The following is a 13,683-nucleotide window of genomic DNA, read 5'->3' on the forward strand; positions in this document are numbered from 1 at the left end:
AGTGATTTATACAAGATTGGTTTAATCAATTGCTCCCTCCCTATTTGGGGAGGGAAATAATACCCCGATGAGAAGAGAGTCTATGGCTGCTTATAAGCCGACGATCAAAGCACCGAGTAAATACGGTGACATCATTTTCAGTGCGCTGGTTAAGCTGGCAGCGCTGATTACCCTATTTATGTTGGGCGGCATAATCGTTTCATTGATTGTGGCTTCCTGGCCAAGTATCGAAAAGTTTGGTTTTGCTTTCCTGTGGACCAAAGAGTGGGATCCTCCGGCTGAGCAGTTCGGTGCATTGGTGCCAATTTACGGCACAATTGTGACCTCTGTTATTGCCTTGCTCATTGCGGTTCCCGTCAGTTTTGGTATTGCCCTGTTCCTGACTGAGTTAGCACCAAACTGGTTAAAACGCCCACTGGGTGTGGCTATTGAGTTACTGGCGGCAATCCCAAGTATTGTTTACGGTATGTGGGGTTTGTTTGTATTCGCTCCCCTCTTTGCCCGTTATTTTCAAGAGCCTGTCGGTAACGTGATGTCCGGTATCCCCATTGTTGGTGTGCTGTTCTCAGGCCCAGCATTCGGTATTGGTATTCTGGCCGCCGGTGTCATCTTAGCCATCATGATTATTCCTTACATTGCGGCAGTGATGCGCGATGTGTTTGAACAAACCCCAGTAATGATGAAAGAGTCGGCTTACGGTATTGGCTGCACCACTTGGGAAGTTATCTGGCGCATTGTGCTGCCTTATACCAAAAATGGTGTTATTGGTGGCGTGATGTTGGGGCTGGGTCGTGCATTGGGTGAAACCATGGCGGTGACCTTTATTATCGGTAATACCTACCAGCTCGACAGCTTCTCGCTGTTTATGCCGGGCAACAGTATTACTTCCGCGCTGGCGAATGAATTTGCTGAAGCTGAGTCCGGCTTGCATACCGCCGCGTTGATGGAGTTGGGTCTGATCTTGTTCGTCATTACCTTTATTGTACTGGCTTTATCTAAGCTTATGATTCTGCGTCTGGCTAAGAAAGAGGGGCGCTAAGATGGCAACGATGGATATGCGAAGTGATGCGACGCTGTTAGAAACCCGCCGTAAAAAGCAGGCTTGGCGGCGTCAAAAGAACCGGATTGCCTTAATACTTTCAATGGCAACCATGGCATTTGGCTTGTTTTGGTTAGTGTGGATTTTATTCTCTACAGTGACCAAAGGTATCGACGGCATGTCTTTGGCACTGTTTACCGAGATGACGCCGCCACCGAATACCGCGGGTGGGGGGTTAGCCAATGCCATTGCCGGGAGTGGCCTATTAATTCTGTGGGCGACAGTCATTGGTACCCCACTGGGTATCATGGCAGGGATTTATCTGGCCGAATATGGTCGCAAATCCTGGCTGGCGGAAATTACCCGCTTTATCAACGATATTTTGTTATCCGCGCCCTCCATCGTGGTCGGCCTGTTTGTGTACACCATTGTCGTGGCCAAGATGGAGCACTTCTCCGGTTGGGCAGGGGTGATTGCTCTGGCGCTGTTACAGGTGCCGATTGTTATTCGTACCACCGAGAATATGCTGAAACTGGTGCCCGATAGCTTGCGAGAAGCGGCTTATGCATTAGGGACACCAAAGTGGCGCATGATATCGGCTATTACTTTGAAAGCCTCAATCTCCGGCATTCTGACCGGCATTTTGCTGGCGGTGGCGCGTATTGCGGGCGAAACAGCACCATTGCTGTTCACCTCGCTTTCCAATCAGTTCTGGAGTACCGACCTGAGCCGGCCTATCGCCAACTTACCGGTCACCATATTTAAGTTTGCCATGAGCCCGTTTGTTGAATGGCAACAACTGGCATGGGCAGGGGTGCTGCTGATTACCCTGTGCGTACTGTTACTGAATATTCTGGCTCGGGTTGTTTTCGCGAAGAAAAAGCATTGATTGGCTGAGAGAACATCAGCAATAAGTCATGAAAATACCGATTCGCCAATAAATTCCAAAATGCTGCTCCGGCGGCATTGGCTAAAAGAGAGAAGTCTTGATGAGTATGGCTACTGACATCAACAACAGCAAAATTCAGGTTCGCGATCTGAACTTCTACTACGGCAAATTCCATGCGCTGAAGAACATCTCGCTGGATATTGCCAAAAACCAGGTCACGGCATTCATCGGGCCATCAGGTTGCGGTAAATCGACGCTGCTGCGTACCTTTAACAAAATGTACCAGCTGTATCCGGATCAACGTGCTGAAGGCGATATTTTATTGGATGGGCAGAATATCCTGACCGATAAACAAGATATCGCGTTGTTGCGGGCAAAAGTTGGCATGGTTTTCCAAAAGCCAACGCCGTTCCCGATGTCAATTTACGATAACATTGCTTTTGGTGTGAAACTGTTCGAGAACTTGTCGCGCGCCGATATGGATGAGCGCGTGCAATGGGCTCTGACCAAAGCTGCACTGTGGAATGAAACTAAAGATAAGCTGCACCAGAGTGGTTACAGCTTGTCAGGCGGGCAACAACAGCGTTTGTGCATTGCCCGCGGTATCGCTATTCGCCCGGACGTATTGTTGCTTGATGAACCTTGCTCAGCGCTTGACCCAATCTCTACCGGTCGCATTGAAGAGCTGATCAGCGAGCTGAAATCTGACTATACCGTGGTGATTGTTACGCACAACATGCAGCAGGCAGCCCGCTGTTCAGATCACACAGCATTTATGTATCTGGGCGAGCTAATTGAATTCAGTGATACAGACACCCTGTTTACCGCCCCACAGCAAAAACAGACGGAAGATTATATTACTGGTCGCTATGGTTGATGGCTTTGGAGCCGATCACATTCATTTCGCCTACTTATACGTACGGGAAGTATCATGGATAACCTGAATCTTAATAAACATATTTCCGGCCAGTTCAATGCCGAACTCGAGCATATCCGCACCCAAGTGTTAACCATGGGCGGGCTGGTGGAACAACAATTATCTGACGCGATCACCGCAATGCATAATCAGGACGGTGAATTAGCAAAGCAGGTTATTGCTGGCGATAAAAAGGTCAATATGATGGAAGTGGCCATTGATGAAGCTTGTGTGCGCATCATTGCCAAACGTCAGCCAACAGCTAGCGACTTGCGCTTGGTAATGGCGATCATCAAGACTATTTCTGAATTAGAGCGTATTGGTGATGTGGCGGATAAAATTTGCCGCACAGCGCTGGAAAAGTTCTCCCATCAGCACCAACCTTTATTGGTCAGTCTGGAGTCTTTGGGCCGTCATACTGTACAGATGCTGCATGATGTTCTGGATGCTTTTGCCCGTATGGATTTAGATGAAGCCATCCGGATTTATCGTGAAGATAGGAAAGTTGACCAAGAATATGAAGGCATAGTGCGCCAGTTGATGACTTATATGATGGAAGATCCGCGCACCATACCCAGCGTATTGACGGCACTGTTCTGCGCTCGCTCAATTGAACGTATTGGGGATCGCTGCCAGAATATTTGTGAATTCATTTTCTACTTCGTCAAAGGGCAAGATTTCCGCCACCTTGGTGGTGATGATTTAGAGAAACTGCTTTCGAGTAAGACTGAAAAATAACGACTTCCCCAATCAGGTTGAGCATTTATGCTTGATTGGGGCCGCTTTATTAACATCCTCCCTCAGGTATTAACCCCACTTTTATTCTCCTTATCCGTTAGTTTTACATCCGTTTATATTTCACCCTCCATTGATTGCCATAATACCAAGGTCTTATTTAATTGTTTCACACTGGGCGGGATGAGTGAATATAAGTCTATATAGGCCAAATAATATTGCACTTAGCCTGTTCTGGGTGCTATGGACTACATGTTTGGTTGGCTATATCGCCTACAATTTGTTTTTTTATCTTCTTCTTGCCCCGACTTTATTCCTCATTTTCATACTGATAAATATTATGTTTAAAAAGAAATCAAGTAACCATGAAAAGGTATCACCGGTGACTCATTCTCCTCTAAATACTGCCGCGCCAATCTCTAATCCTCCCTCTGATACCGCGAAGACAAATACCATTATCGCCGTGGGTACAAAATTAAACGGCGACATTACCCTTGATGGCGATATTCAAATTTATGGCGTGGTAATCGGTGATATTGCTGTTACTGACGGCACAATTAGATTGATGCGCAGTGGCCATATTGAAGGGAATTTAACCGCACCGCATATTACGGTCGATGGGCGTATTGATGGGGTTTGTGTTTCCCAGCATCTGGAAATTTTAGAGAATGGCCGTTTAAATGGCATTGTAAAAGGCGGTAATTTCTCCATCAAAAAAGGCGGTATCTTCATTGGTCAGTCAGAGATTGCTGACGAGTCTGTGGCTCAACCCAAGAGTAAAATAAAACCTGCTGAGGTCGTTAATCTTAAAAAGATAGTCCCCGAAACAGACACAGCTGAAGTTAACGGGAGCAGTAAATAATTCACTGAGATTAATTGGTTATAAATATATCGTTTTATATTATTTCCTGACCTAACGCCGAATTGCTAGCTTACACACATCGCAATATCTTAATCCTGTTAGGAGCTTTCAATGAAGCAATCTCTATCCACGAAACAAACGGCTTTGGCATTAACGTTGTTAGCCGGTTTGGCGACACTTTCTGGTGCGGCTCATGCTGATAAACTGGATGATATCAAGCAAGCTGGAGTGGTGCGGATTGCTGTTTTCGATAGCAACCCACCGTTTGGTTATATTGACCCACAGACTAAAAAGCTGGTGGGATATGACGTGGATGTGGCAAATGCCATTGCTAAAGATTTAGGTGTCAAAGTTGAATTACGCGCCACCAACCCGGCTAACCGTATTCCATTGCTGACAGCTAAAAAAGTGGATCTGATTGCTGCCAACTTCACCATTACCGATGAGCGCGCCAAAGAAGTGAACTTCAGTCTGCCTTATTTTGCTACCGGGCAGAAATTTATCGCCCATAAAGGCGTGCTAAAAACACCGGAAGACATCGGTAAGTTACGTATCGGTGCGGATAAAGGCACCGTACAGGAAATAACCCTGCGTGAGCATTATCCAACAGCTAAAGTTATTTCCTATGATGATACGCCGCTGGCATTTACTGCCCTGCGTAATGGGAATGTGCAGGCAATCACTCAAGATGATGCCAAATTAGTGGGTTTGTTGGGTAATCTGCCAGAGGCACAAAAAGCTGATTTTGAAATCTCGCCATTCAGCATTACCAAAGAGTATCAAGGTGTCGGTATTCCTAAAGGTGAAGATCGTTTAACCGCCAGTGTGAATGAGACACTGGTTAAGCTGGAAAAAGACGGTGAAGCCGCGAAGATTTATGACCGCTGGTTTGGCCCGGCAACCAACGCAGCTCAGCCACGTGGCGACTTTAAATTTGCGCCATTGGATCAACAGCCTAAAGCGTGATCAGTGTTGAAATGAGAAGACATAAGCCCTGCATTCATCATAATGCGGGGCTGTTTGCTTTAAAGCTGATAGGAAAATATGAATCTACATCATCTCACTGATTGGCTGCTGGCCCCGCAATATCTCAGCTGGTTGTGGGACGGATTTCTACTGACATTGTGGATTTCTGCCTGCACGGTGGTCGCTGCCACACTCTTGGGTTTTCTGCTGGCGGCGGCCAGAGACAGTGAGCTCAAAGCGTTGCAGTGGTTTGCTATTGGTTACAGCACGCTATTTCGCAATACTCCGCTGCTAATCCAACTGTTCTTTTGGTACTTTGCGGCGAGTCAATTTTTACCCGCCTCTTGGATACCCTGGCTGAATACTCCCCATGAAATCAATGTGTTCGGGTTAACTCTGAGCTGGCCTTCATTTGAGTTTTTAGCCGGTTTTATCGGGCTAACGCTTTATTCCACGGCATTTATTGCTGAGGAGTTGCGCTCTGGGATTAGCGGAGTGGCAAAAGGGCAAAAATATGCTGCCCATGCTTTGGGGCTTACCGGGTGGCAATCCATGCGCCATGTCGTCTTGCCACAAGCACTGAAAATCGCGCTGCCGCCATTGCTTGGTCAATACATGAATATTATTAAAAATTCATCATTAGCCATGGCGATTGGTGTGGCCGAGCTTTCATATGCATCACGTCAGGTTGAGACGGAAACATTGCGGACATTCCAGGCATTTGGTGTGGCAACAGTGTTGTATATCGCGATTATTGCGCTGATTGAAGCCTGGGGTATGTGGCGTCAACAGCGAACCGCAATCAGGGGGCACTGAAATGGATTTTACCATTATCGCCGATAACTGGCGTTATCTGCTGTGGGGGACTTTCCCTGATGGCCCCTTGGGGGGCGCGGCATTAACCTTGCTGATAAGCCTCATGGCTGGGGTCGCATCGGCTATATTAGGCACTCTTTTTGGGGTCTTGCTGGCGATGTCTCGCGGTGTTTGGGCTGGCATCTTAGCTGCTGTTTTAGGCTTTTTCCGGGCAATTCCGGTGATAATGCTGATTTTTTGGACTTACTTCCTGCTGCCAATTGTATTTGGTGTGGATATCCCAGAAATCACTACCGTGGTGTGCGCGCTGGCATTGATTGCTTCAGCCTACTTAGCCCATGCAGTAAAAGCAGGCATTGTCGCTATCGGGGCGGGTCAATGGCAAGCAGGCCTATCGCTAGGCTTCAATCGCTGGCAAGTATTGTGGTTTGTGATCTTGCCACAAGCACTGCGCATGATGGTGCCGTCATTTATTAATCAATGGATTTCCTTAATTAAAGATACTTCATTGGCTTATATCGTCGGGGTCAATGAACTGACGTTTTTGGCCACTCAGGTTAATAATCGCAGCATGGTTTACCCGATGGAAGTTTTCCTGTTTGTGGCACTTATCTATTTTGTCTTATGTCTGGCGTTGGATCTGCTGGCAAATGGCCTTAATCGTCGGTTTAGCCCACAACATGTAATTAAGAAGCAAAATACCATCAAACGGTTATTAACCGGCAATTCAAAAGTAATGCCTATCTAAGAAATGCTACCAGATTTTAATAAATGATAATCATCATGGAGATAATAATTTCCATGATGATTATCATTTTTGTGAATTTCACTTGATAAATAAATATTAGCTAAATGAAATAAGAATAGAATTTGCGTTGCCCAGAAAATTCTTATAGTAAGGTAAATTGGTTTTTACATTACAGGGATGCAGCAATGAAAATTTATTTTCTTTTACTGATGTCTATTTGTCTTGTCTCTTGTTCCTTGACCGGGAAAGAGCCACAGGGCTTGGAAGTCGGCACTGTTACCACTAAAAATTCGGAGGGATTAGATTATGTTGACCCAACCAAGGCTATTTTCCCGATGGATAATTATTCGCAATCTATTGATAAATGGATATCCCCCAAATCGGAGAAAATAAACATTCCGGTTATGGATGGAGCGGCTCAGACGCGAAATTTCGCTAACTTAAAATCGCATTATTTCGGAATGAATAAAGAGGATCATTCTCCTTGGAATCCCTATTATATATCATCCATTCTGAGTGGAAGTGATTCTGTCATAATTAAGAATGATAAAATAATAAAAGAGTTTCTGAGTAAAGACAGTATTTCTTATGGTGAAAATTTCAGAGTGAACTCTTCCGTCTGGAAAGAGACGGTGAGAAATAATGCCGATATCAATATTGATGGCATTTATCACCCTTCAGGCCGGGGTATCACTCTCAGAGAGACGTTAGTGAGAATGTTACCAACGGACGATCCGGCTTATGATGACCCTCGTGAGGCGGGGCAGGGATATCCTTTTGATAACTTGCAGGATTCTTCGGTCAGGCCCGGCACTCCCATTTATATTTTTGCCACCAGCCAGGATAAAAACTGGAAATACATTACCTCTCCCACTGTAACGGGATGGGTAAAAAGTGATGATGTCGCTGTTGTGGGGCCGAAGTTTATTGCTGAATGGATATCACTGGCGGAGAAAAACCTGGGCGCTGTTATCAAAGAGCCCGTATCTGTGCATCAAGGTGAAAAGTTCTATTTTACTGCCCGTCCCGGGACTATCCTACCTTTCAGAAGTGAGAAATCAGGTGGTTATCAGGTCGCCATTCCAGTCCGAAAAGGTGATAGCCATGTGGAAATTAACTGGGTTACCCTGAAAAAAGATCAATTCACCGCCATGCCGTGGAAAATGACGCCCGCCAATATAGCAACTTTAATGAAATCAATGAGTGGCAGGCCATATGGTTGGGGAAATTATAATTTTTATAATGACTGTTCAGCAGAAATACGCAGCCTGATGATGCCCTTTGGTCTATTTCTACCCAGAAATGCGGCACAACAGATACAAGAAATCAGAGTGGTTGACCTCAGCAAACAGCCACTTAATAAGCGAATAAAGTATCTAAAAGATCACGGTAAACCTTTTACCACTCTGATTTATATTAAGGGCCACATTATGCTGTATATCGGTAACGCTACGGTTAATGGAGAGGAGGTGCCGATGACGTATCAGAATATTTGGGGATTGCGCCCTAAAGATTCGAGCAGCAGAAGCATTATTGGTGGCTCGGTTTTCTTCCCGCTATTGCCCTTTTATCCAGAGCGACCAAATTTAGAGTCTTTGGCAGGTAAGGAAGTATTCAAACTTGGTTTTATAGAATAAACCCTTATCAGCACTGGCGCCCCGCTAGCTTACTGATGACGCCGGTGTTATATACCTGCGTCATCAATATGTGGCGATAATTAGTTGCGAGTAATGTGCCAGCCTCTGGCGCGCCATAACTCTGGCAATTGCTGCATATCATCAAACATGGTGACCAGTGGGTGGTGAATCGGCTGATTGTGCGGGTCGGCACAGTAATAAAACACCGGTATACCTGCCGCGATTCCAGCGTGGGTTCCTGCCGCCGAGTCTTCAACTAAAATACAGTGCTCAGCGGCAACGTGCATTTCTTCGGCGGCATGATAAATCAGTGCTGGATCTGGCTTCCAGCGTTGAATGTCGTAGCCGCTATACAGCCTTTCTTCAAAGAAAGGCAATAAACCAGTCAGGCCAAGGGAGTGCTGCATTTTGCTTACTGGCCCGTTGGAAACCACGCAAACCGGCAAGGTAATTTGCTCTAACAGCGCCTTGGCACCGGCAATAGGCTGCAACTCCGCATCGAACAAACGGGCGACTTCCGCTCGATAGAGTTTCTCCAGCGCATCTATCGGCTCATCCAGACCATTTTCTTGACTAACCAGCGCGACGATTTCATTGAGCTTTACGCCTTTAAAACGCTTAATCACTTCTTCCAGTGACAGGTGAATATCATAATGGGCAAACATCACAACGTATGCCTGACAGCACAGAACTTCACTGTCGACCAAGGTTCCGTCGCAATCGAACATAACGCATTCTATCTGGCTCACACATCTCATCCTTTAATGGTATAAATCACGAATTGTCTAAATTACGGCTTACCTCACTTTAACCATCCTGCCCCAGAATGCGATAAATAATCACCCTACTAGCAATATAACTAATACCAAATGAATAAAATTCAATAAGTTGAATAAAACCAGGGGAACTCAAGGGGATCTGTTGCGCAACAGGGCAGATAAAAAATAGCCAAAAAGACGGTGATCTCGCTCTAAACAACAGTTTTTTTGTTATAGGATATCCCCAACTATCACTCCCTTCTGTGGAACTCCTCGAATGAGTAAACCAAACCTTGATACTGAGCAGGGGCTGCTCGAACGTGTTTTTAAACTGAAACAACATGGTACAACCGCACGGACCGAATTAATTGCGGGCATCACGACCTTCCTGACCATGGTCTACATCGTGTTCGTCAACCCACAGATTTTAGGGGTTGCCGGGATGGATGTGCAGGCAGTATTCGTCACCACCTGCCTGATCGCCGCATTTGGCAGTATCTTTATGGGCTTACTGGCTAACTTGCCAGTCGCGCTGGCACCAGCGATGGGGCTTAACGCTTTCTTCGCTTTTGTCGTGGTTGGCGCGATGGGTATTTCATGGCAAGTTGGCATGGGTGCTATCTTCTGGGGCGCAATCGGTTTCCTTTTGCTGACCATTTTCCGCATCCGTTACTGGATGATTGCTAACATCCCATTGAGCCTACGGGTGGGGATTACCAGCGGTATTGGTCTGTTTATTGCCATGATGGGGCTGAAAAATGCCGGGATCGTCGTTGCCAACCCGGATACGCTGGTGATGGTGGGTAATCTGGCTTCGCACAGTGTGCTGCTGGGGGCGCTGGGCTTCTTTATTATCGCGGTACTGGCATCACGCAATATTCATGCCGCGGTGCTGGTTTCTATTGTGGTGACAACCTTAATTGGCTGGGCACTGGGTGATGTGCATTACTCCGGTATTTTCTCCATGCCGCCAAGTGTCACTTCTGTGGTTGGACAGGTCGATTTAGCCGGCGCACTGAATATCGGTATGGCGGGGATTATTTTCTCCTTCATGCTGGTTAACCTGTTTGATTCATCCGGCACATTGATTGGTGTGACGGATAAGGCCGGTTTGACCGACGATAAAGGTAAGTTCCCGCGCATGAAACAAGCGCTGTATGTGGACAGCATCAGCTCTGTTGCCGGTGCCTTTATCGGTACCTCGTCAGTCACTGCTTATATCGAAAGCTCTTCCGGCGTGTCTGTGGGTGGCCGTACAGGTTTAACCGCAGTCGTGGTCGGGATTTTGTTCCTGCTGGTGATGTTTATTTCTCCGCTGGCTGGGATGGTTCCTGCCTATGCCGCCGCCGGTGCATTGATTTATGTTGGCGTGCTGATGACCTCTAGCCTGTCCCGCGTGAAATGGGATGACCTGACTGAAGCTGTTCCGGCATTTGTCACTGCGGTGATGATGCCGTTTAGCTTCTCTATCACTGAAGGGATCGCGCTGGGCTTCATTTCTTACTGCTTGATGAAGTTGGGTACTGGCCGTTGGCGTGAAATCAGCCCATGTGTAGTGGTGGTCGCGCTACTGTTTGTGCTGAAAATTGCTTTTGTTGATCATTAATCGTGCATGATTAGCAATGCATTGTAAAAACGCCCCCATTCTCAGTACCGAGGATGGGGGCGTTTTACTTAAAACTCTTTATCTATCGTCTTATGCTTTCAACTGAGCACTGATTTTTTCCAATGCTTGGGTGGCACATTGTGCGTCCAGATGACCACCCGGCGCACCGGCAACCCCTATCGCACCAACCACTTCGTCGCCTGCTTTCACCGGCACTCCGCCACCTAACAGCAAGAAACCGGGAATATCTTTCAGGTTATTGGCCGCAGGTGTTTTTTGACTGTTTTCCATCACTTGTCCACTTGGCGTCTTGGTCGATAGCGCGGTAAAAGCCTTTTGCTCACTGGCTTTGACGGTATGTGGCCCGGCGTTATCCGCGCGCAGCACGGTTTTGATGATGCCCGCACGATCCACCACGGTTACCGCAACGTTATAGCCATCAGCCTGGCAAATTGCGAGGGTGCGGCTGGCTAAATCAGTGGCCAGCGCCAGAGAGAGATTGCGTTCAGTGTTTAAACCCGCAGCAGAGGCTTGAGTTATCAGGCCAATGAATAAGGCGGAGGTCAGGGCAATAGGCTTGATCATATAAAATCCTTATTGTTAGCGAAGTGATTTCATCACTGTGTCGCCATCCTACGGCGAAAAGTGGTGAAAAAACATTCGGCTAACTACCCGTTTTACTCCGTAGATCTACCTATCATCAGTGATGAATGACTGGCTATCAGGGGCGCATAATGATGAATAAGCAACGCCAGAGAGCTCACTTCCAACTTGGCAAAGAGGTTAGCGCGGTGCGCCTCCACAGTGCGTGGTGACAGTGACAAAAGGTGGGCGATTTGTTTACTGGTTTCCCCTTGAATAATCAGGGCCGCCACTTCTCGTTCGCGCGCGGAAAGTTGGTTGAGCCGTTGTTGATAACTTGCCTGTTGCTGCTGGGCAGCTAGCGCCTGTTCATGCTGCTCCAGAGCCATACTGACGGTTTCAATTAATACATCGGCATCAATGGGTTTGGTTAAAAATTCCAGCGCGCCACCTTTGAAAGCCCGGCGGCATAATTCAACATTGCCATGCCCGGTCATAATGATGACCGGGAGGGTGCTATCACGAGATTGAATGGCTTCTAATATCGTCATCCCGCTTTTACCCGGCATACGAATGTCCAGCAGTACACAGCTTGGTTGAGTCACGGCCAAAGTATCGAGGAAAGTTTGGCCGCCGCTGAATGTTTTAACTTCCCAGCCCATGGTGGTGAGCAACGCGGTCAATGCGGCACGTACGCCCTCATCATCATCAACCAGATAAATGTGTTTTGTCATGCGTGCTCCCGATAATCAGAGGAAAAGTCAGGGTAAAGCTGGCTCCGCCATGCACACTGTTCCCTGCTTTTATGTCACCACCCATTCGCTGTACCAATGTTTCACACAAGGTTAGCCCCAATCCCAGCCCACTTTCACGGGTGGTATAGAAAGGCGTAAACAGGTTGTCCAGTTGCTGCTGACTTAGTCCCGGCCCATTATCTTCAATCTGAATAACCCACTGTTTGGCTTGCTGGCTAACAGTAAAATAGACGGTTGGCTTGGGGGATTGCTGTATTGCGTGAATGGCGTTGCTGAGTAAATTATGTAGAACCTGCTCTAGCCATAAAGGGTCACTCTGAAGGGGCGGCAAATGAGCCGGAATATTATTTAATATTATGATGTTAGCTGCGGCAATTTCATGGTTCAAAAGCACCTTAACCCGCCGCCAGATGTCTGCCACTATCACCGGTTGTAAATTTACCTGCCCACGGCTGAGTAAGGTGCGCAGGCGATCCAGTAAAGCGGCAATCCGTTTGATTTGTTCAACTGAAGCCACCAGCAATGGCGTAACTTTCTCATCCTGCGGCGGTAATAACCTTAGCGCAGTCTGGTTATAGGTCAGCGTCGCGGTCAGTGGCTGGTTTAATTCATGGGCGATGCCGGTCGCAATTTCCCCCATGGCATTCAGTCTGGCTTGATCAGCAAATTTAGCCCGCTGCTCGGCATGTGCGCGATACAGCGCCAACTGTTGCCAGCGATGCCAGCCATACAGCACTGCGGCGGCGATCAGTGAAAGCAGTAGGGCGGTCAACCAAGGTAAATCACGCCAAACGGGAGTGGCATGGCCGATTAAGGTGAAAGATTGTTCCCCTTCTCCTAAGGGCTTTTGCCACTGCCAGAAGCTTTTGGCTGATGAATGGCCCAGAACCGCCAATTGATGCTGCTGATAGAGTAAGACCAAACTGTCAAAATTAGCCGGTAAGCCCACCACTTGCAGGAGTTTTTGGCCGTTAACCTGTAAACCGCTGCCACTGTAGGAGTTAGATAAGCGGTAATCGCCCCCCTGAACTTGCAAGGTTAGCTGACCGGCTTTTGATTGGTCTGCGGGTGTTTGGTTTATCGCCACTAACTGAGGAAAGTGGCGCTGCAATTGCACCAGTTGGCTCGGTTCCAGCGCCAAAAACAAAATAGCCTGCTGCTGAGCTAACTGCTGGCTCAGTTCGCGATGCGTGGTGCGAAATTCGGCTTCCCGCTCCGCTTGTTGTGTATTCAACCCGAACCAACCCAGCCAGAATGTGGATATCAGGGTCAAGATAAGCCAGAGCATGATTTTAATGGCCATCGGTCAAGGGTATCCACAACAGAGAAGGTGGCTATTGATAACATGGGTGAGTGGGTGGAGGAAACCCCCAG

General features: G+C 47.4%; 14 protein-coding genes. 10 read left to right on the forward strand and 4 right to left on the reverse strand.

Annotated elements, in window-relative coordinates:
- Positions 1–82 precede the first annotated feature (82 nt).
- The 9 genes from pstC (at position 83) to FTA96_RS02155 (ending at position 8,608) form a co-directional block, all read left to right on the forward strand.
- Positions 83–1,039 carry a phosphate ABC transporter permease PstC gene (gene pstC, locus FTA96_RS02115; protein WP_050135159.1) on the forward strand — a complete coding sequence of 319 codons (957 nt, stop codon included), beginning with the start codon at positions 83–85 and terminating at the stop codon, positions 1,037–1,039.
- Position 1,040: 1 nt separating this feature from the next.
- Entirely contained in the window at positions 1,041–1,928 is an 888-nt protein-coding gene (gene pstA, locus FTA96_RS02120) for a phosphate ABC transporter permease PstA (protein WP_050109296.1), read from the forward strand.
- A 100-nt stretch (positions 1,929–2,028) separates the two neighbouring features.
- Entirely contained in the window at positions 2,029–2,805 is a 777-nt protein-coding gene (pstB, locus tag FTA96_RS02125) for a phosphate ABC transporter ATP-binding protein PstB (protein ID WP_004713904.1), read from the forward strand.
- A 54-nt stretch (positions 2,806–2,859) separates the two neighbouring features.
- Positions 2,860–3,582, forward strand: a complete 723-nt coding sequence (gene phoU, locus FTA96_RS02130; RefSeq protein WP_050109295.1) for a phosphate signaling complex protein PhoU — start codon at positions 2,860–2,862, stop codon at positions 3,580–3,582.
- A 190-nt stretch (positions 3,583–3,772) separates the two neighbouring features.
- The gene (locus FTA96_RS02135; protein ID WP_050146054.1) at positions 3,773–4,441 is read left to right on the forward strand and encodes a bactofilin family protein; all 669 of its coding nucleotides are present in this window, start codon (positions 3,773–3,775) and stop codon (positions 4,439–4,441) included.
- A gap of 111 nt (positions 4,442–4,552) precedes the next feature.
- Positions 4,553–5,407: an ABC transporter substrate-binding protein gene (locus tag FTA96_RS02140; RefSeq protein WP_050145964.1), complete on the forward strand. Its 855-nt coding sequence runs from the start codon at positions 4,553–4,555 to the stop codon at positions 5,405–5,407.
- Between the two features lie 78 nt (positions 5,408–5,485).
- A complete protein-coding gene (locus FTA96_RS02145) occupies positions 5,486–6,223 on the forward strand; it encodes an amino acid ABC transporter permease (protein WP_050123855.1) in 738 nt (245 codons plus the stop codon).
- Position 6,224: 1 nt separating this feature from the next.
- On the forward strand, positions 6,225–6,971 hold the full coding sequence (locus FTA96_RS02150; RefSeq protein ID WP_145530611.1) for an amino acid ABC transporter permease: 747 nt from the start codon (positions 6,225–6,227) through the stop codon (positions 6,969–6,971).
- Between the two features lie 185 nt (positions 6,972–7,156).
- Positions 7,157–8,608 (forward strand): SH3 domain-containing protein, encoded by a 1,452-nt coding sequence (locus FTA96_RS02155; RefSeq protein WP_145573091.1) that lies wholly within the window; start codon positions 7,157–7,159, stop codon positions 8,606–8,608.
- An 80-nt stretch (positions 8,609–8,688) separates the two neighbouring features.
- On the opposite strand, the gene yieH is transcribed toward FTA96_RS02155, so the two are convergent.
- Complete coding sequence (yieH, locus tag FTA96_RS02160) at positions 8,689–9,357, reverse strand: 6-phosphogluconate phosphatase (protein WP_145532998.1); 669 nt, start codon at positions 9,355–9,357, stop codon at positions 8,689–8,691.
- 286 nt (positions 9,358–9,643) lie between these two features.
- Here yieH and FTA96_RS02165 point away from each other — a divergent pair, with 286 nt between their 5' ends.
- Positions 9,644–10,972 (forward strand): NCS2 family permease, encoded by a 1,329-nt coding sequence (locus FTA96_RS02165; RefSeq protein ID WP_050109289.1) that lies wholly within the window; start codon positions 9,644–9,646, stop codon positions 10,970–10,972.
- A 90-nt stretch (positions 10,973–11,062) separates the two neighbouring features.
- Here the strand turns inward: FTA96_RS02165 and FTA96_RS02170 are convergent, their stop codons facing one another.
- The 3 genes from FTA96_RS02170 to FTA96_RS02180 form a co-directional block, all read right to left on the reverse strand.
- Positions 11,063–11,557: a GlcG/HbpS family heme-binding protein gene (locus FTA96_RS02170; protein ID WP_004707304.1), complete on the reverse strand. Its 495-nt coding sequence runs from the start codon at positions 11,555–11,557 to the stop codon at positions 11,063–11,065.
- 92 nt (positions 11,558–11,649) lie between these two features.
- Positions 11,650–12,288 (reverse strand): response regulator transcription factor, encoded by a 639-nt coding sequence (locus FTA96_RS02175; protein WP_050135166.1) that lies wholly within the window; start codon positions 12,286–12,288, stop codon positions 11,650–11,652.
- Positions 12,263–13,612: a sensor histidine kinase gene (locus FTA96_RS02180; RefSeq protein ID WP_145573093.1), complete on the reverse strand. Its 1,350-nt coding sequence runs from the start codon at positions 13,610–13,612 to the stop codon at positions 12,263–12,265. The genes FTA96_RS02175 and FTA96_RS02180 overlap by 26 nt, the downstream gene beginning before the upstream one ends.
- Between the last annotated feature and the right edge of the window lie 71 nt (positions 13,613–13,683).

It is taken from the genome of Yersinia alsatica, from assembly GCF_902170305.1.
Taxonomy (GTDB): domain Bacteria; phylum Pseudomonadota; class Gammaproteobacteria; order Enterobacterales; family Enterobacteriaceae; genus Yersinia; species Yersinia alsatica.